The organism is Kineothrix sp. MB12-C1, from assembly GCF_030863805.1.
Taxonomy (GTDB): Bacteria; Bacillota; Clostridia; order Lachnospirales; family Lachnospiraceae; genus Kineothrix.
The window spans coordinates 3076380-3094881 of record NZ_CP132957.1; the positions used below are offsets into that span (position 1 = coordinate 3076380).

The 18502-nt window shown below is 40.6% G+C and carries 18 protein-coding genes; 17 read left to right on the plus strand and 1 reads right to left on the minus strand.

Going from position 1 to position 18502, the window contains the following annotated elements; all coding sequences use genetic code 11:
• Nucleotides 1–33: 33 nt before the first annotated feature.
• Nucleotides 34–216 carry a DNA-binding protein gene (locus RBB56_RS14050; RefSeq protein ID WP_306719595.1) on the minus strand — a complete coding sequence of 61 codons (183 nt, stop codon included), beginning with the start codon at nt 214–216 and terminating at the stop codon, nt 34–36.
• Nucleotides 217–501: 285 nt separating this feature from the next.
• On the opposite strand from RBB56_RS14050, the gene RBB56_RS14055 reads away from it, so the two are divergent.
• The 17 genes from RBB56_RS14055 to RBB56_RS14135 all read left to right on the plus strand — a co-directional run bounded on the left by RBB56_RS14055 (nt 502) and on the right by RBB56_RS14135 (nt 18502).
• Nucleotides 502–1377 (plus strand): ABC transporter ATP-binding protein, encoded by an 876-nt coding sequence (locus tag RBB56_RS14055; protein ID WP_306719596.1) that lies wholly within the window; start codon nt 502–504, stop codon nt 1375–1377.
• On the plus strand, nt 1374–2450 hold the full coding sequence (locus RBB56_RS14060; protein WP_306719597.1) for an ABC transporter permease: 1077 nt from the start codon (nt 1374–1376) through the stop codon (nt 2448–2450). Before RBB56_RS14055 ends, RBB56_RS14060 begins: the two co-directional genes overlap by 4 nt.
• Nucleotides 2451–2636: 186 nt before the next feature.
• On the plus strand, nt 2637–3146 hold the full coding sequence (locus RBB56_RS14065; protein ID WP_306719598.1) for a shikimate kinase: 510 nt from the start codon (nt 2637–2639) through the stop codon (nt 3144–3146).
• A complete protein-coding gene (locus RBB56_RS14070) occupies nt 3143–4060 on the plus strand; it encodes a DMT family transporter (RefSeq protein WP_306719599.1) in 918 nt (305 codons plus the stop codon). Before RBB56_RS14065 ends, RBB56_RS14070 begins: the two co-directional genes overlap by 4 nt.
• Before the next feature lie 376 nt (nt 4061–4436).
• On the plus strand, nt 4437–5792 hold the full coding sequence (locus RBB56_RS14075; protein ID WP_306719600.1) for an ABC transporter substrate-binding protein: 1356 nt from the start codon (nt 4437–4439) through the stop codon (nt 5790–5792).
• Nucleotides 5793–5810: 18 nt separating this feature from the next.
• The gene (locus RBB56_RS14080; RefSeq protein WP_306719601.1) at nt 5811–6653 is read left to right on the plus strand and encodes a carbohydrate ABC transporter permease; all 843 of its coding nucleotides are present in this window, start codon (nt 5811–5813) and stop codon (nt 6651–6653) included.
• Nucleotides 6653–7528, plus strand: coding sequence for a carbohydrate ABC transporter permease (locus tag RBB56_RS14085; protein WP_306719602.1), 876 nt, complete (start codon nt 6653–6655; stop codon nt 7526–7528). The genes RBB56_RS14080 and RBB56_RS14085 overlap by 1 nt, the downstream gene beginning before the upstream one ends.
• A gap of 75 nt (nt 7529–7603) precedes the next feature.
• Nucleotides 7604–8638, plus strand: a complete 1035-nt coding sequence (locus RBB56_RS14090; protein WP_306719603.1) for a LacI family DNA-binding transcriptional regulator — start codon at nt 7604–7606, stop codon at nt 8636–8638.
• Between the two features lie 31 nt (nt 8639–8669).
• Nucleotides 8670–10949 carry an alpha-xylosidase gene (gene yicI / locus RBB56_RS14095; RefSeq protein WP_306719604.1) on the plus strand — a complete coding sequence of 760 codons (2280 nt, stop codon included), beginning with the start codon at nt 8670–8672 and terminating at the stop codon, nt 10947–10949.
• A gap of 536 nt (nt 10950–11485) precedes the next feature.
• Nucleotides 11486–12949: an anthranilate synthase component I gene (gene trpE, locus RBB56_RS14100; protein ID WP_306719605.1), complete on the plus strand. Its 1464-nt coding sequence runs from the start codon at nt 11486–11488 to the stop codon at nt 12947–12949.
• Between the two features lies 1 nt (nt 12950).
• Entirely contained in the window at nt 12951–13514 is a 564-nt protein-coding gene (locus RBB56_RS14105) for an anthranilate synthase component II (RefSeq protein ID WP_306719606.1), read from the plus strand.
• Between the two features lie 59 nt (nt 13515–13573).
• A complete protein-coding gene (gene trpD, locus RBB56_RS14110; protein WP_306719607.1) occupies nt 13574–14584 on the plus strand; it encodes an anthranilate phosphoribosyltransferase in 1011 nt (336 codons plus the stop codon).
• 23 nt (nt 14585–14607) lie between these two features.
• Nucleotides 14608–15393 (plus strand): indole-3-glycerol phosphate synthase TrpC, encoded by a 786-nt coding sequence (gene trpC, locus RBB56_RS14115; protein WP_306719608.1) that lies wholly within the window; start codon nt 14608–14610, stop codon nt 15391–15393.
• Entirely contained in the window at nt 15390–16025 is a 636-nt protein-coding gene (locus RBB56_RS14120) for a phosphoribosylanthranilate isomerase (RefSeq protein WP_306719609.1), read from the plus strand. Before trpC ends, RBB56_RS14120 begins: the two co-directional genes overlap by 4 nt.
• Entirely contained in the window at nt 16018–17202 is a 1185-nt protein-coding gene (gene trpB / locus RBB56_RS14125) for a tryptophan synthase subunit beta (protein WP_306719610.1), read from the plus strand. Before RBB56_RS14120 ends, trpB begins: the two co-directional genes overlap by 8 nt.
• A complete protein-coding gene (gene trpA / locus RBB56_RS14130) occupies nt 17195–17983 on the plus strand; it encodes a tryptophan synthase subunit alpha (RefSeq protein WP_306719611.1) in 789 nt (262 codons plus the stop codon). Before trpB ends, trpA begins: the two co-directional genes overlap by 8 nt.
• Before the next feature lie 162 nt (nt 17984–18145).
• A complete protein-coding gene (locus tag RBB56_RS14135; protein WP_306719612.1) occupies nt 18146–18502 on the plus strand; it encodes a SpoVA/SpoVAEb family sporulation membrane protein in 357 nt (118 codons plus the stop codon).

Below are 18502 nucleotides of genomic sequence, written 5' to 3' on the forward strand. Positions count from 1 at the left end.
CTTAACCATTTAAATATATCGGATAATATTCAACTATTTATCTACTTCTATATTTTTTCTGCGTCCATCAGCGGGCTTTTCAGCGTCCTTTGGTATCAGCCACATACGGCTGAATCGTACAACGTCCGATATTCGATTTTCTTCGCAAAGTTTTTGTACTCGCCGCTCTGAAATACCCCACTTTTTCGCGGCTTCCGGGGCAGAAATATATTCCATATTTACGTCCTTTCATTAGCATTATAATTCTATATTATATACGGCTGACCGAATAATAACAAATAAATATTATGATTTATTTCAGTCATGTATATGCTATGTATAATCATATCTAAATGAAAGGGTGAGCAGTAGAATGTAGTAGGGTGATAATGTGCCGATAAATCAAGGGTTTTTTCGAGATAATCAAGAATTGTAGATAAAAAGTTGAATATTGTATTTTATACTCTCTATGTAAACACATGGGGAGTATTTTTTGCTCCCCATGATGAAAGGAGCTTTTATATGGAACTTAGAACAAACGAGCTAACAAAAAAATATGGCTCAAAGACCGCCATAGACCATTTGAATATTACTCTATCAAATGGAGTTTATGGTCTACTTGGTGCAAACGGCGCAGGAAAAACCACTCTTATGCGGCTGTTTTGTGATATTCAAAAACCCACCTCTGGAAAAATCACTTTGGACGGAAAGGACATCTTAGGATTGGGTGAGAAATACCGGGCGTTGTTGGGATATCTCCCACAGCACTTTGGATATTATCCCGATTTTACCGCAATGGATTATCTAATGTATGTTGCCGCATTAAAGGGATTGAACGAGAAGAAAGCTAAGAAAAAGGCAGCGGAATTGTTAGAGTCGGTTGATTTGACAAAGAAAAGCCGCCACAAAATCAAAACCTTTTCGGGTGGTATGAAGCAGCGTTTAGGGATTGCACAGGCAATGCTGAACAATCCTCACATTTTAATATTAGATGAACCAACTGCGGGGCTTGATCCAAAGGAGCGTGTTCGTTTTCGTAATTTAATAAGCGCATTTTCCAAAGACAGGATTGTTATCCTGTCTACTCATATCGTGTCTGATGTTGAGTTTATCGCTGAAGAAATTATTATGATGAAATCTGGACGGGTGCTTCAATTCGGAAAACCGCAGGAAATTACCGCAGAAATTGACGGTTATGTGTGGGAATGTATTGTTCCGTCCAATCGTGCTGAACGGTACACAGAAATGCTTAATATAAGCAATTTGCGAAACGTCGAAAATAATAATACGGTGCTGCGGTTGATTGCAGACCGTCAACCTATGGAAAATGCAATACAGGTGCAGCCTACATTAGAAGATTTGTACCTTTTCTATTTCAAAGGAGTGGGTAAGGAATGAAGAATTTAATTAAATTTGAACTGAAAAAAATATTGACAAAACGACTTACGATAATTTCTACTGCCGCCGTACTGTTACTGTCCTTTGTCCTTTCTTTTGCTACATTCCATAATATGTACGCTTTTGATGGCAAGAACAACGAAGGCAGCGGCAGAACTGCGGTTGAGATTGATAAATCTATTACAGAAAAATACGAGGGTATTTTGACAGATGAAAAAATGCAACAAATAATGGCTGATTTTAGGCCTACTCACGACTTGCATGGAATGAACGCTCAATATCTTTATCAAAATGCTATGCAATCTGCCGTTTTTGCTCGATTTTCGGATATGAACGGGAATTGGAATGGGTCAAGTGTTTCTGATGTGTTTGGTGGCGAAGAAATCAAAATCGGATATGTGAACGGTTGGCTTAATACAAGTCGAAATATAGCAAAGGTTTTGCTTGCTCTTTCTTTCGTCATTATTCTAATGATTGCCCCTGTTTTCTCAGGGGAATACAGCGGTGTTGATAACATCATTTTAACAAGCAAATATGGAAAAACAAAGTGTGCTACCGCAAAAATAATTGCAAGTCTTCTTTCTGCATTGTTTGTAACTATTTTGATTGTTGCCTTTCATTTGATGTTAGCAGTTACTTTATATGGCACAGAGGGCTTGGATTGCAGTATTCTATTCGCTCCTCAAGAGTTTGTAGAGGGATATATCCCATTTAATATTGCTTGTGGGACGGTGCTTAAATATCAGCTTATTTTGGCATTAAGCGGTGCAATCAGCATAACAGGTATTACTTTAATCTTATCTGCTATTTGCAAAAGTCAAATGGTTGCCTTTGCGGTTTCTGGAACTATACATGTAATGCCGATAATGCTGCCCATACCCGAAACAAGCCCACTATATCGGATTATTGTACTCATGCCCCTTTATCACTTACAGTACATTTCGATAATGTCCGTTGAGCAAATGAAAAACAGTATGCTTTATGCGATATGGGCTATTCCTACGGCAATTATTTTAATCACATTCAGCATGGTTGTTTCGCGTAGGATTTTTGCGAAACATCAAGTTTCTTAGATTTGCACAAAGCCGCCGTGTCTATTTTGTGTTTGTATAAAAGTTTATAGAAATCAGTTGAAGAAGTTTCAAAAGCCTTGTACAATAATGTATTGAATGTGGAATTAGAATGAGTAAATGTTAATCTATAATGACTTCCAAATACATGATTATTTATTTGGAATCGTTCGGGAAAGGATTGTTTGTATGAATAATATTATTTTGACCGGTATGCCGGGGGCAGGGAAAAGTACGATAGGAGTCGTACTTGCCAAGCGTCTGGGATACCATTTTATTGATTCTGATTTGGTTATCCAAGAGCGCACAGGGAAGTTGCTTCATCAGATTATAGAGGAAAATGGAATTGATGGATTTGTTGCTGTGGAAAATGAAGTAAATGCCTCCCTCAAAATGGAAAAAACCATTCTTGCCACAGGCGGAAGCGCCGTTTATGGTAAGGAGGCTATGGAGCATCTAAAATCCATAGGAACGGTAATCTACTTAAAGCTTTCCTATGAATCCATCGCTGATAGATTAGGCGATTTAAATGAAAGGGGAGTAGCCGTGCGGGATGGACAGACACTTAAGGATCTGTATGAGGAAAGAATTCCTTATTATGAAAAATATGCGGATATTGTCATTGACTGCGAAGATAAAATGATTAGGGATATTGTAAGCGAGATTGCGCTTACAATAAGAGGTGGAGAGACATTATGAAAAAAACAGCAATAGGGAGCAGTCTGCTCTTATTTTTGGCAGCCTGTATCTGGGGCTTCGCATTTGTAGCACAAAGCGTTGGGATGGACCACATGGGGCCCCTTACCTTCAATGGTGTTCGCTTTCTCATAGGCGGTATCGTACTTTTACCGGTGATAGCGATGCGGCAGAGGAAGGAGAGGATGGTGTCGAAGCCCTCCTTTCCCTTTTTTCTTAAAGGCGGGATATGCTGCGGAATAGTGATTTGTTCAGCGTCTATTTTCCAGCAGATGGGAATTCGTCACACAACTGTAGGGAAATCAGGGTTTATAACCACATTATATATTATTATAGTGCCTATTTTGGGCTTGTTTTTCCATAAGAAAGTAGCAGGAAAAGTTTGGGGCGCTGCTATCATCGCCTTGGTGGGACTCTATATGCTCTGTGCAGGCGAGAGTTTTTCAATTGGAAAAGGAGAGGCCCTCACGTTCGTATGTGCCATTTTATTTTCCGTACATATCCTGCTTATAGACTATTTTTCACCTAAAATGGACGGAATCGTATTATCCTGCATTCAATTCCTGACGGCAGGAAGTATTTGTATTATGGGTAGCTTCCTTTTGGAACAGCCTACATGGAGCCAGCTTCTTTCCGGCATCTGGCCTCTTCTCTATGCAGGTGTAATATCCTGCGGTATTGCATATACCCTTCAAGTGGTGGCCCAGAAACATGTAGAACCTGCGATTGCTTCCCTTATTCTCAGTATGGAATCCTCGGTAGCTCTTTTGGGAGGCTGGCTTATCTTGGGACAGGCGCTATCACCTAAGGAACTCTTCGGCTGTGCCCTCGTGTTCGGTGCAGTGATTCTCGTACAGTTGCCGTCAAGGGGAAAAGGCGAGGTGAGAAAATGGCTAGAGGTAAGAGGGGAAGGGTGATGTCCCGAGAATATTGGGAACAACAAAATCTAATCAACTTTACAAAAAGTAAGCTAATCCTTTAAATAAATAGAAGAATATGTCTTTTAAAGCCCGGCCTTAGGCAGGGCTTATTAAAATACGTTAATAAAATTATAAAAAGAATTGCCCTTTTGTTTTTGAATCCTAAACTTTGTAATAATCACTAAAAGTTTTCATACTAAAGAGTAAAAGCCGTATAAAATATGTTTAATTTCACGAAAAGGAAAAAAAGATTGAATTATTTTTTGCAATATGTTATCTTTTATTCATAAATGGTAACGTTAACGTTAACGTTAACATAAGCTTAAAAACAAGCAAAGATACTGTTATATTAATCAGAGAAAGGAAATTTATTATGAGAAGGATGAAGATTAGTTTGTTATTAACGTCGGCATTAACTGCGGCAATGATATTGATCGGATGTAGTAACAACAGCGAAACGGCAGCAGTAGGAAATGGTGAAGGTAAAGTATATTATCTGAATTTTAAGCCAGAAGTTTCAGAAGTTTGGGAAGAAATTGCTCAGGCTTATGAGGAGGAAACAGGAATAAGCGTTAAGGTGCAGACCGCAGCTTCAGGCACTTATGAACAGACCTTAAAATCCGAGATGGCAAAGAGTGGTGCGCCGACATTATTCCAGATTAATGGACCGATTGGATATCAGAATTGGAAAGAATATACGATGGATTTAAGTGAAATAGACCTTTATAATACACTGCTTGATAAAAGCCTGGCAATAACGGGAGTGGATGAAGAAGGTGTTTACGGACTTCCATATGTAGTAGAAGGATATGGAATAATATATAACGATGAAATTATGCAGAGATATTTTGCGCTTTCAGGAAAAGGAACGAATATTTCTTCTATGGAAGAAATTAATAGTTTCGCTGTTCTTAAAGAAGTAGTAGAAGATATGACAGCTAATAAGGAAGCCCTTGAAATTGATGGGGTCTTTGCATCCACGTCGTTAAGCCCTGGGGAAGATTGGAGATGGCAGACACATTTAATGAATGTTTCTGTTTACTATGAATATCAAAGGGATAATGTACAAGATAAGGCAGAACTTGATTTTGGATATAATCAAAATATGAAGAATATATTTGACTTATACATAAATAACTCCTGCACGGAACCTTCTATGCTTGGGGCAAAGTCGGTGGATGATTCCATGTCGGAATTTGCACTCGGCCGTGTAGCGATGGTTCAGAATGGTAATTGGGCATGGAACCAGATCAAGGGAGTAGAAGGTAATATAGTATCGGAAGAAAATATTAAGTTCTTACCCATTTATACGGGTGTAGAAGGTGAAGAAAAACAGGGACTTTGTGTTGGGACAGAAGGGTTCCTCTGTATCAACAGTAAGGCGAGCGAGGCTGATAGAGCGGCAACAATTAACTTCCTTACATGGGTATTCCAGTCTGAAAAAGGAAAAGACTATGTCACAAACCAGTTGGGATTTATTGCTCCGTTTAATACATTTGAAGAAAATGAAACACCAAGTGACCCATTAGCGCAAGAGGTAATAAGAAGTATGTCTGATGAGAATTTATATGGGGTCCCATGGGTATATACTACTTTTCCCAGTCAGACATTTAAGGATGATTTAGGGGCAGACATTTCAGAATATACTTCTGGACAGAAAGATTGGGATACATTAGTAGAGGAAACGATTTCTGAATGGAAAACTGAAAAAGCGGCATTGTCAGAGTAAAGAAAGGAACCGGGCAGTATGCAAAAGACATATAAAAAGTTTTTCCCAATATTTGTACTTCCCACTCTAGTTCTATTTATGATTTTTTTTATCCTGCCATTTGGTGAAGGGATATATTTATCATTCTGTAAGTTTACTACAGTTGCAGATGCGAGATTTATAGGTATTGAGAATTACAAAAAGGCATTTATAAATGAAGATTTTCTAAATGCACTTATTTTTACAACAAAATTTACTATTGTAACAGTATTATCAATTAATATATTAGGTTTTTCACTTGCCTATATGTTAACAAGAGGAATTAAGATAACAAATGTAAGTAGAACGGTATTTTTCATGCCGAATCTTATAGGTGGAATTGTTTTGGGATATATTTGGCAGCTAATTATTAACGGTGCACTTGCTCACTTTCAGGTGACTATTACAACAGACCCCAAATATGGTTTTTGGGGTCTGGTAATACTGATGAACTGGCAGTTAATAGGCTATATGATGATTATATACATTGCAGGCATACAGAATATTCCAGGTGAACTAATTGAAGCGGCCAAAATAGATGGAGCGACAAAGTTCCAGACACTTCGAAAGATTATTATTCCGATGGTTATGCCGTCAGTAACAATCTGCCTGTTTCTGACATTGACGAACTCGTTTAAGCTATTTGATCAGAACCTCGCACTTACTGCCGGTAACCCTGCCAGAAAGACGGCAATGCTTGCACTGGATATTTATAATACTTTTTATGGAAGAAATGGCTGGGAAGGAGTAGCACAAGCCAAAGCGGTAGTATTCTTTGTTTTAGTTGCTATGATATCTTTAACCCAATTATTTTTTACAAGGAGTAAGGAGGTGGAAAGCTAATGTTAAAAAGCAGAAAACAAAAGTTGAAGGGAGCGGAAGTAATTGAAGTATCAAAGAAAACGGAAATAGTTTTGACTATATTCCTTGTGATATTGATGTTACTTTTTTTAATACCTATATTCCTTATATTTATGAATTCTTTTAAGAGTAAGCTGTATATTAGTGATATCCCTTTTGCAATGCCTACCACGGAGACTTTTGTAGGATTGAGTAATTATATTTCAGGAATAGGAAAAACAGGTTTTATCAATGCATTTTTAAACACGGCAATTATCACTGTGTTATCAGTAAGTGCAATTATTTTATTTACATCCATGACGGCATGGTGGCTGACGAGAGTGAAAGGAATTTATTCATCTATACTATATTATTTATTTGTATTCGCTATGATAGTCCCTTTTCAAATGGTTATGTTTCCGTTAGCTAAGATAACGGATACTTTACACTTTAATACGCCTATAAAAATTATATTTGTTTATGTAGGGTTTGGAGCAGGATTGTCGGTTTTTATGTTTGCCGGTTTTGTAAAATCGATTCCTATTTCTTTGGAGGAAGCAGCATTGATTGATGGATGCAATCCGATTCAGACATTTTTTAGGATAATCTGTCCGGTACTAAAACCTACGATTATAACAGTAGCTATACTGAATGCTATGTGGGTATGGAATGACTACCTGCTCCCTGTCCTTGTTCTAAGGAGCGACTATCAGACAATCCCCATTGCTGTGCAATATCTAAGAGGAGGGTATGGATCGATTGATATGGGGGCTATGATGGCTATGCTTGTATTGGCAATAGTTCCGGTAATAGTATTTTACTTATTTTGTCAAAAATATATTATAAAAGGTGTTGCGGCAGGAGCAGTAAAAGGATGAATAAGGGTAAGTTGCAATTTATACATGTAGTTGATATACTTTTACCATAAGTCGTTACTAAAGTGAGGCAGATATATGGAGAATGTAACAATTACTGATATTGCACGTATATGTGGAGTCAGTGCGACAACCGTGTCCAGAGTAATCAATAATAGCCCCGGAATCAGCAAAGATACTAGGATAAAAATCTTAAATGTTATAAAGGAAAATAACTATGTTCCGAATAACAGTGCAAGGAATCTAAAAAGAGTGGAATCAGATGCAATTGCAATTCTGGCTAAAGGTCTGAGCAATCCTTTTGTGGCTCAAATTATTGCCATTGGCGAAAAGGAATGTGATAAGAGAAAGTATTCTTTCGTATTTCAGATAGTAGACGATGCGGAAGATGAAATGGATGTTGCTATTGAACTGATGAAAGAAAAGAGGCTGAAAGGTATCGTTTTTTTTGGCGGTTTGTTCAGTCAGGATGCGAATAAAATCAATCAGATTACAATACCTATAGTAGCGTGTACTATCGATATAAAAAATTCTCTCGGAGAGGATTGCTGTTCTTCTGTATTTGTTGATGATATTGTGGAAAGCATGAAAATAGTTGATTATCTGTGCCGATTAGGGCACGAAGATATAGCTATGATTGCTGGATTTGAGAACGATGAAAGTATTGGAAAAAGACGGTATGAGGGCTATAAAATGGCTCTTTTAAAGAATGGCATTAAGGTGAATCCGGCATTGGTGCGTAAGATGAAAAGCAATCTAAATGGCTATTCCCTGAAAAATGGGTATGAGGTAACGAAAGAACTCCTCCAGTCAGGGGAGAAAGTTACAGCAATTTTTGCTCCGAGTGATTATATGGCAATCGGAGCCTGTAAAGCTATTTTTGATAGCGGAAAAAAGGTGCCGGAAGATATCTCGGTAGCAGGATATGATGGACTGGAAATTGCAGATTATTATCAACCATCTCTTACTACCATTCGCCAACCTATTGGAGATATGATAGATAAGGCTTTAGACCTTCTCTTCGATACTATGGAAAAAGAAGCAAAGGTGAAGCATATTATTTTCGAAGGAACTCTAATCAAAGGTGCATCGACGGCGTATCGTTCTGTATAAATAGCAACTCCACGGAAAGTTGGAGGAAAAGATGAAGTTTACAAATGGTTATTGGTTAACTAGAAAAAATATAAAACCGATTTATGCGGTAGAATATGCCTATCACAAAATTATAGATGATAAGCTGATTATATATGCAGCGAGTGTGCATACACCGGGACGTGCAGAGAGTATAAACGTGGCTATGCTTACGATTACGTTAGAAAGTCCTATGGATAATATAATAAATGTGAAGGTTGAGCATTTTAGGGGACGCAAAGACAGGGGACCCCATTATCAAATTAATGATGAAAGAAACGGAAAAGTAACAATATGGGAAGATGAAGAGAAACTCTATTATTCCTCAGGTAGTCTTAAGGCAATAATTAATAAGGCCAAGAAAAACTGGAAAATAGAATTTGTTGATAGCGGCAAAATGCTAACGGAAACAAGCTACCGAAATATGGCATATATGATAGACAGTGATGCAGAAAAGGCATATATGGTAGAGCAGCTTTCTCTAGATGTAGGTGAATATATTTATGGACTTGGAGAACGTTTTACTTCGTTTGTAAAAAATGGACAAGTTATCGATATGTGGAATGAAGACGGTGGTACGGCAAGTGAACTTAGCTATAAAAACGTTCCTTTCTATCTAACAAATAAAGGCTATGGCGTTCTTGTAGATAATTCCGGAGATGTTTCCTATGAGATAGGAAGTGAAAAAGTAGAGAGAGTGCAGTTTTCTGTAGAGGGGGAATCCTTAAGTTACTATGTCATTAGTGGAGGTACACCGAAAAAGTCTCTTGAATTGTATACAGATTTAACAGGTAAAGCACCTCTGATTCCGGCATGGAGCTTTGGCTTGTGGCTAACGACATCATTTTCTACTGATTATAATGAAAATGTAGTTATGAAAATGATAGAGGGAATGAAACAACGAAATATTCCTCTGCATGTATTTCATTTTGATTGTTTTTGGATGCATGCTTATGAGTGGTGCGGATTCGAATGGGATAAGGAAATATTTCCTGAACCCGAGAATATGCTGCAGCGGTATCACGAACAGAATCTTAAGGTATGTGTTTGGATTAATCCTTATATCTCACAGAATACGGAAGCATTTGATGAATGCATGCAAAAAGGATATTTTATTCATAAGCAAAATGGAGATGCATGGCAGACTGACTTATGGCAAACAGGCATGGCGGTTATTGATTTTACTAATCCAGATGCAGTGGAATGGTACAAAAATAAGTTACGTACATTGTTAAAGATGGGCATAGACTGTTTTAAGACAGACTTTGGAGAAAGAATTCCGGTAAAGGATATCACGTATTTTGATGACTCTGATCCAGTAAAAATGCATAATTATTATTCGATTTTATATAATAAGGTTGTTTTTGAGGCAATAGAAGAAATTAAAGGACGGGGTAAAGCAGTTGTTTTTGCAAGAACTTCCAATGTAGGTGGACAGCAGTATCCGGTGCATTGGGGAGGAGACTGTAGTGCAACATATCCTTCGATGGCAGAGACTCTTCGAGGTGGATTGTCTCTGGCTTCCTGCGGATTTGCTTTTTGGAGTCATGATATTAGTGGTTTTGAGCAGACGGCAACCCCTGACATTTATAAAAGGTGGTGCGCTTTTGGATTACTATCCTCTCATAGCAGACTTCACGGAGGGGTAAGCTATCGTGTACCATGGTTATTTGATGAAGAATCCAGCGATGTATTGGCACATTTTGTGAAGTTGAAATGTACGCTTATGCCTTATATTTACAGACAAGCTGTGCTGGCACATGAAATTGGGGTTCCAATGCTTCGACCAATGTTTATGGAATTCTTTGGTGACAGAGTATGTGAAACTTTGGACAGACAATATATGTTCGGCGATTCCTTATTGATTGCGCCTATATTCAACGATGCAGGGGAAGTGGAATACTATCTTCCGGAAGGAAAGTGGGTACATTTGCTCAGCGGTGAGATTGTGCAGGGTGGAAGTTATCGCAAGGAAGTGTACAATTATTTCTCACTCCCTCTGTGGGTGAGAGAAAACAGTATACTGCCAATTGGTAAAAATAGTGAAGAGGTAGAATATGATTATGCAGAAGGGGTTACTTTGTACATCAGTGAGATGACACTGGGGGCTTCATCGTCAGCACAGATTGTAGATACCAGTGGAGAAGTTATAATGTCTGTTTCCGCAGTTTGTGAGAAGAGTCGTATTGTTGTGGAGGTAGACAGCTTCTATGATGATTATAAGGTTATAAAGATTGGTCATCCGGCTACAAGAATATATAAAGAAGAAAATGTAACCATTATAGAAATATAATTTATATCTTTTTATTTATAAAGATTTATAATTTTATTTGTATTCATCTCTTGACAGAGTTTATATTCGATGATAAGATACATAAAATTAAATAAATCCATGAAACCGTTGAAGTGGAGATAAAAACAGATGTTGCACTCACAGAGAGTCGGGAATGCTGAGAACCGACAGAAAGCAGTTTGTTAAATGGACCACTGAGGGCGCAGTGAAAAGCCTATCCTCATTATAGAAGATAAGCTGAGTATTCAGCGACGTGAAGCATACGTTAGTTGCAGGGAATATGTTAGTATTCCTCAGAGAGCAGGAGACGCTATACCTATATCTCCTGAATCAAGGTGGCACCGCGGATAAACAAAACTATTCATCCGCCCTTGACGATAAATTATTATTGTCAAGGGCGGATTTCTTTGCGTGTATAAGCAGAGCCAAAGCATCTCGAATCTGCTTATCATCGAGCAGCCGATACCCCAAAAGTTATCAAAGCCCGCATTCAGCAGGTGAAATAATCAATATCATCATAAAAAGGAGGAACCCCTATGTACACACCGAGTTTGGAAGAAGTAAAATCTTACGCCCCCGATTACAAAACAGTTCCCATCAGTCGGGTCATCTATTCCGATATGTGCACACCGATCCAGGTGCTGCAAATATTAAAGTCAGTAAGCTGTCATTGTTATATGCTGGAAAGCCTTGAGGATACGGATAAATGGGGAAGATACACCTTCCTGGGCTATGATCCGAAGTTGGAGATCACCTGTACGGATTCCGTAGTGCGCATCCGCACAGGTACGGAACTCGTTATAAAGGACGCGAGCCCTGCGCAGTATATTCGCCAAATCATAGAGGAGAATAAAAGTCCGAGAATTGAGGAACTTCCGACTTTTACCGGTGGTCTTGTGGGATATTTCTCTTACGACTACATTAAATACAGCGAACCTACCTTAAGCCTAGATGCTAAGGATGAGGAAAATTTCAAAGATGTGGACCTTATGTTGTTCGATAAAGTAATTGCCTTCGATAATTTGAAGCAGAAGATTATCCTGATAGTGAATATGAAGACGGATGCGCCGGATGAAAACTATAAGAAAGCGATACGGGAATTGGACGATATGGTATCTCTTATCACCAATGGAACGCCTGCGGATATAAAGCCGCTTCACATTAAATCGGACTTCCGTCCGCTTTTTCAGGAAAAGGAATATTGCCGGATGGTAGAGAAGGCGAAGCATTATATTCACGAAGGGGATATTTTTCAAGTAGTATTGTCGAATCGCCTGGAAGTGGATGTAGAAGGCAGCCTGTTCGATACCTACCGAGTGCTTCGAACGACGAATCCGTCCCCCTATATGTTCTATTTCAGCAGTGATGATATAGAAATTGCAGGCGCTTCGCCGGAGACTTTGGTGAAATTGGATAATGGCAATCTGTATACCTTTCCGTTGGCGGGAACAAGGCCGAGGGGGAAGACGAAACAGGAAGATGAAGCTTTTGAGAAGGAATTACTCGCGGACCCTAAGGAACTTGCGGAACATAATATGTTGGTAGACCTTGGAAGGAACGATATCGGGAAGATAAGCAAATTTGGCACCGTACAAGTGGAAAGATATATGTCTATTGAGCGCTTTTCTCATGTAATGCACATCGGTTCTACGGTAAAAGGAGAAATCAGAGATGATAAAACGGCGCTTAATGCGATAGGGGCAGTACTTCCCGCAGGAACACTTTCGGGAGCGCCGAAGATTCGTGCATGTGAAATTATCAATGAATTGGAGAACAACAAAAGAGGTATTTATGGGGGTGCCATAGGATATATCGATTTTACCGGAAATATGGATACGTGCATTGCCATACGAATTGCTTTTAAGAAAAATGGAAAGGTATTTATCCGGTCAGGAGCCGGAATTGTGGCGGATAGTGTACCGGAAAAAGAATATCAGGAATGTATCAATAAAGCAAAGGCAGTGGTGAATGCATTAAAAGCAGCGGAAGGAGGAATGTAAGATGATATTATTGATCGATAATTATGATAGTTTTTCCTATAATTTATATCAGCTCATCGGTTCCATCCATCCGGGAATTAAGGTTATCCGAAATGATGAAATGACAATTTCCGAAATAGAGATGTTGGATATCAGCCATATTATCTTATCGCCGGGGCCGGGCAGACCTGCGGATGCCGGAATCTGTGAAGAAGTAATCGGACACTTCCAAGGAAAACTTCCTATATTCGGCGTTTGCCTTGGACATCAGGCAATCTGTGAAGTATATGGTGCACAGGTATCTTATGCTAAGGAATTGATGCATGGGAAGCAATCGGAAGTACACATAGATGGAGAGTGCAGGATATTCCAAGGACTTCCGGGTAAGATCAAAGCGGCGAGATATCATTCCCTGGCGGCGGTAGAGAAGACGATGCCGGAAGAACTGGAGGTTATCGCGCGGACAGAGGATGGGGAGATTATGGCGGTAAAGCATAAGAACTTTGAAATATATGGTGTACAGTTCCACCCGGAATCTATTTTAACGCCGGATGGGGAGACGATACTTCGCAACTTTTTAAATTAATAGAGCGCACACCGTTCGATTCAAATAAATAATGCAATGAAAACAGAAGGAGAGAGGATATGATTAAAGAAGCAATTCAAAAAGTAGTGGTGAAACAGAATTTAAGCTTTCAGGAAGCGGAAGAAGTGATGGATGAAATCATGAGCGGAACGGCTTCCCAGATTCAGATGTCAGCCTATCTGACCGCACTGGCATTAAAGGGTGAGAATATCGAAGAGATTACCGCATCGGCAGCAGGTATGAGAAAGCATTGCATTCGCCTTCTGCACGATATGGATGTGCTGGAGATTGTCGGAACGGGAGGAGATAAGTCTAATTCCTTCAATATATCCACGACTTCTGCAATTGTCGTGTCGGCGTCAGGAATTCCTATTGCAAAGCACGGCAACCGTGCAGCCAGCAGTAAGAGCGGGGCCGCCGACGTATTAGAGGCATTAGGGGTGAATATCAATCTCTCTCCGGAAAAGAGTAAAGCTCTTTTAGAAGAAATCGGCATCTGCTTCTTATTCGCTCAGAACTATCATATCGCTATGAAATATGTGGCTCCCGTAAGAAAAGAGTTAGGAATCCGTACCGTATTCAATATTTTAGGGCCGCTTTCCAATCCGGCAGGTGCCAATATGCAGCTTCTTGGCGTATACGATGAAGAGTTGGTGGAGCCTATGGCGAAGGTACTTGATAATCTGGGTGTGAGAAATGCGATGGTCGTATTCGGACAGGATGGGTTGGATGAGATATCCATGAGTGCTCCCACATCTGTGTGTGAAGTGAGAAATAATGAGTTTAGAAAATATATCATAGAGCCGGAACAGTTCGGTATGGTAAGATGTAGGAAGGAAGATCTGACAGGAGGGACGCCTCAGGAGAATGCGGAGATTACTCTTTCGATTCTAAGAGGAGAGACCGGGCCGAAAAGAGATGCGGTAGTGCTTAATTCGGCAGCAGCCCTTTACGTAGCGGACTCCTCACTCACTTTGCAGGATGCAATAAATAAAGTGCAGGAAACGATAGATAGCGGAAAAGCGCTTAAGCAGCTCGAGAGATTTGTTGCTTTGTCTAATTCAAGATGATAGATAATAAAGGAGGTATAGCCATGATATTAGAGGAAATTGCAGCGCGCACTTATGTGCGGGTGGAAGAACTGAAAAAGAAGCACGATATCTATTCTCTGCGAAGAGATGCGGAAGGAATGGGAAAAGGCGGTGATTTTCCTTTTCAACAGGCGCTGGCGGCAGAAGGGATGTCATTTATCTGCGAGGTGAAGAAGGCTTCCCCATCAAAAGGAGTGATTGCAGAGGATTTTCCTTATCTGGATATTGCGAGGGAGTATGAAGAAGCCGGAGCGGCAGCAATCTCTGTATTGACGGAGCCTTATTATTTTATGGGAAGCGATGATTACCTGCGTTCCATTGCACAGACCGTAACAATTCCTACACTTCGTAAGGATTTTACGATCGACGCTTATCAAATATTCGAAGCGAAGCTTATGGGAGCCTCAGCTATTCTGCTTATCTGTGCTCTGTTGGAGAAGGAACGGATGAAGGACTATCTGGAAATAGCACATAGTCTCGGTCTATCCGCCCTTGTGGAAGCCCATACGGAGGAAGAAGCGGAAGCGGCCCTTTATGCGAATGCCGGTATTATCGGCGTGAACAATCGGAACTTGAAAACATTTGAAGTGGATATTACGACGAGCAGCCGGCTGCGGAAGATGATACCGGAAGATATCTTATTCGTATCGGAGAGCGGCATTCGTACGGCACAGGACATAGAAATCTTGAGACAGAACAAAACGGACGCCGTTTTAATCGGGGAGACTTTCATGAGGAGTACCGATAAGAAAAGGCAGCTTGCCCTATTGCGAGGAGAAGAAGTGTGAGACCGAAGATAAAGATATGCGGATTGACAAGAGAGTGTGATATCGATTACATCAATGAAGCCCAACCGGAATACATCGGCTTTGTATTTGCGAAGAGCAGGCGGCAGATTAGCGAAGAATATGCGTCAGCTTTGAAGGCGAGGACAAGGAAAGAGATAAATGTTGTCGGAGTATTCGTAGATGCGCCTCAGGAACAGATAATCCGTCTGATGGAAAATAAAATCATAGATATCGCCCAGTTTCATGGAAGTGAATCCCCTTCCTATATGGAAGGAGTGAAAAAGCGAGTAGATGGATATCTTATCAAGGCAGTGCGTATGGGAGAGGATGGATATTCGACATCCTTTTTCGAAGATTATAAAGAGGCAGGAGCCGATTACTTTCTGTTCGACAGTGCATCTGCCAGTCATCCAACAAATTACGGTGGAACGGGTATTACCTTTGATTGGAGCAAGATTCCGGCGGTTCCCCTTCCCTTTTTCCTTGCAGGAGGGCTACATGCCGATAATGCGGAGGCAGCAGCATCTATAGTAAAGCCTTATGCCATAGATTTGAGCAGCGGTGTGGAAGTAAATGGAGTAAAGGATAAGGATAAAATATTAGAAATTATAAGGAGGGTTAGAAATGTCTAAGGGAAGATATGGTTCGCACGGCGGACAATATATACCGGAAACCTTAATGAACGAGGTTCTGAAGCTGGAAGAGAGCTATGAATTTTATAAAAACGATGAGGAATTCAATAGAGAACTTAACGACTTATTGAATCACTACGCAGGAAGGCCTTCTCTCTTATATTATGCCGAGAAGATGACGAAGGATATCGGAGGGGCTAAAATCTATTTAAAGCGTGAGGACTTGAACCATACCGGTTCCCATAAAATCAATAACGTGTTGGGGCAAGTGTTGCTTGCGAAGAAAATGGGGAAAACAAGAGTGATAGCAGAAACCGGAGCAGGGCAACACGGTGTGGCAACGGCAACGGCAGCAGCTCTCCTCGGCATGGAATGTGAGATTTTCATGGGAAAAGAGGATACGGACAGACAGGCGCTTAACGTATATCGTATGGAGCTTCTGGGTGCAAAGGTGCATCCGGTCACGAGTGGGACGATGACTCTTAAGGATGCGGTAAATGAGACGATGCGTGAATGGACGAATCGGGTATATGATACCCATTATGTACTGGGCTCGGTGATGGGACCTCATCCGTTTCCGATGATTGTCAGGGATTTCCAAAGTGTAATCAGCAAGGAAGCGCGAGAGCAGATCCTCGAATGCGAAGGAAAGCTTCCGAGCGCAGTAATCGCCTGTGTGGGAGGCGGAAGCAATGCGATGGGAATGTTTTATCATTTCATTGAAGATAAAGAGGTGTCTCTTATCGGATGTGAAGCGGCGGGGCGCGGACTGGACACGGAAGAACATGCGGCAACGATTGCGAAAGGAACCTTGGGCGTATTCCACGGAATGAAATCGTATTTTTGTCAGAATGAATACGGACAGATTGCGCCGGTTTATTCTATATCGGCAGGACTGGATTATCCGGGAATCGGGCCGGAGCATGCGAATTTGTATGATAGCGGGAGGGCGAGCTATGTTCCCGTTACCGATGATGAAGCGGTGGAAGCGTTCGAATATTTGGCAAGAACGGAAGGAATTATATGTGCGATTGAAAGTGCCCATGCAGTAGCTCATGTGAGAAAGATTGCTTCATCCATGAATAAAGACGATGTTATTATCGTTTGTCTCTCCGGAAGAGGAGATAAGGACGTAGCGGCAATTGCCAGATACAAGGGGGTGAACATTAATGAGTAAGATTAAGATTAGGGATGCATTTGCTCATGGAAAGGCTTTTATCGGCTTTTTGACAGGGGGCGACCCATCCATAGAAAAAAGTGAAGAGTTCATTTTAAAAATGGTGGAAGCGGGCTGTGATTTAATTGAAATCGGAATACCGTTTTCCGATCCGGTAGCGGAAGGACCTGTGATTCAGGAAGCCAATCTGCGTGCCTTAGCGGCGGATACGACGACGGATAAAATCTTTGAGCTTGCGCAAAATGTACGAAAGAAGACGGATGTCCCACTTGTATTTCTGACCTATCTCAATCCGGTATATAAATACGGCTATGAGCGATTCTGTCAAAGGTGCGAAGAAATAGGAGTAAACGGCCTTATTATTCCCGACATGCCATATGAGGAAAAAGAAGAGCTGCTGGAAATAGGCAGGAAATATGATGTGGATATTATTTCCTTAATTGCTCCGACCTCAGAGGAGAGAGTTAGAATGATTGCCAAAGATGCGAAAGGATTTCTCTATATTGTATCTTCCATGGGAGTGACGGGAATGAGAAGCGAGATTAAGACGGACCTAGAAGCCATTCTTACTTCTGTGAAGGAAGTGACCGATACACCCGCAGCCGTAGGATTCGGTGTCAATACTCCCGAGCAGGCGAAGAAAATTGCCCGAATTGCGGATGGAGTCATCGTAGGGAGCGCTATCGTAAAAATTATTGAAAAATACGGAGAAGAAGCGGGCGAACATATTTATGATTATGTGAAAAGCATGAAAGATGCGATTCAAAAAATCGAATTATAAATTAGAGAAAAAATGTACATAATAATCCATAAATAAATAAGTAATTGCGAAACGTGCAAACTATGAAAATTTCATACACAATAAATGCAAGTTTTAAAGAAAGATTGTATGAAATCATGAAATATGATGAGTTTCGCGATCTCTTATCATTAGGAGGTTATTATGGACTATATTAATGCTTTCTGGGTAGGCGGGCTGATTTGTGCTCTCGTTCAGATTTTAATGGAAAAGACTAAGATGATGCCGGGGCGCATCATGGTGCTTCTCGTGTGCCTGGGAGCGGTCATTAGCGTGTTTGGAATATATGAACCCTTTCAGGAATATGCGGGAGCTGGAGCTTCGGTGCCCCTTCTTGGCTTCGGCAATGTACTCATGAAGGGTGTGAAGGAGGCAGTGGACTCAGATGGTTTCATCGGCATTTTCCAGGGCGGATTTAAAGCGGGGGCAGTTGGGACGAGTGCTGCTTTGATCTTCGGGTATTTGGCGAGCCTTGCGTTCAATCCGAAGATGAAGAAATAA

Coding starts and splice junctions, on each gene's coding strand:
- trpE (WP_306719605.1), top strand. CDS start 11,486: ATGTACACACCGAGTTTGGAAGAAGTAAAATCTTACGCCCCCGATTAC.
- trpC (WP_306719608.1), top strand. CDS start 14,608: ATGATATTAGAGGAAATTGCAGCGCGCACTTATGTGCGGGTGGAAGAA.
- RBB56_RS14080 (WP_306719601.1), top strand. CDS start 5,811: ATGCAAAAGACATATAAAAAGTTTTTCCCAATATTTGTACTTCCCACT.
- yicI (WP_306719604.1), top strand. CDS start 8,670: ATGAAGTTTACAAATGGTTATTGGTTAACTAGAAAAAATATAAAACCG.
- RBB56_RS14075 (WP_306719600.1), top strand. CDS start 4,437: ATGAGAAGGATGAAGATTAGTTTGTTATTAACGTCGGCATTAACTGCG.
- RBB56_RS14070 (WP_306719599.1), top strand. CDS start 3,143: ATGAAAAAAACAGCAATAGGGAGCAGTCTGCTCTTATTTTTGGCAGCC.
- RBB56_RS14135 (WP_306719612.1), top strand. CDS start 18,146: ATGGACTATATTAATGCTTTCTGGGTAGGCGGGCTGATTTGTGCTCTC.
- trpD (WP_306719607.1), top strand. CDS start 13,574: ATGATTAAAGAAGCAATTCAAAAAGTAGTGGTGAAACAGAATTTAAGC.
- RBB56_RS14050 (WP_306719595.1), bottom strand. CDS start 216: ATGGAATATATTTCTGCCCCGGAAGCCGCGAAAAAGTGGGGTATTTCA.
- RBB56_RS14105 (WP_306719606.1), top strand. CDS start 12,951: ATGATATTATTGATCGATAATTATGATAGTTTTTCCTATAATTTATAT.
- trpA (WP_306719611.1), top strand. CDS start 17,195: ATGAGTAAGATTAAGATTAGGGATGCATTTGCTCATGGAAAGGCTTTT.
- RBB56_RS14085 (WP_306719602.1), top strand. CDS start 6,653: ATGTTAAAAAGCAGAAAACAAAAGTTGAAGGGAGCGGAAGTAATTGAA.
- RBB56_RS14090 (WP_306719603.1), top strand. CDS start 7,604: ATGGAGAATGTAACAATTACTGATATTGCACGTATATGTGGAGTCAGT.
- RBB56_RS14060 (WP_306719597.1), top strand. CDS start 1,374: ATGAAGAATTTAATTAAATTTGAACTGAAAAAAATATTGACAAAACGA.
- RBB56_RS14055 (WP_306719596.1), top strand. CDS start 502: ATGGAACTTAGAACAAACGAGCTAACAAAAAAATATGGCTCAAAGACC.
- RBB56_RS14065 (WP_306719598.1), top strand. CDS start 2,637: ATGAATAATATTATTTTGACCGGTATGCCGGGGGCAGGGAAAAGTACG.
- trpB (WP_306719610.1), top strand. CDS start 16,018: ATGTCTAAGGGAAGATATGGTTCGCACGGCGGACAATATATACCGGAA.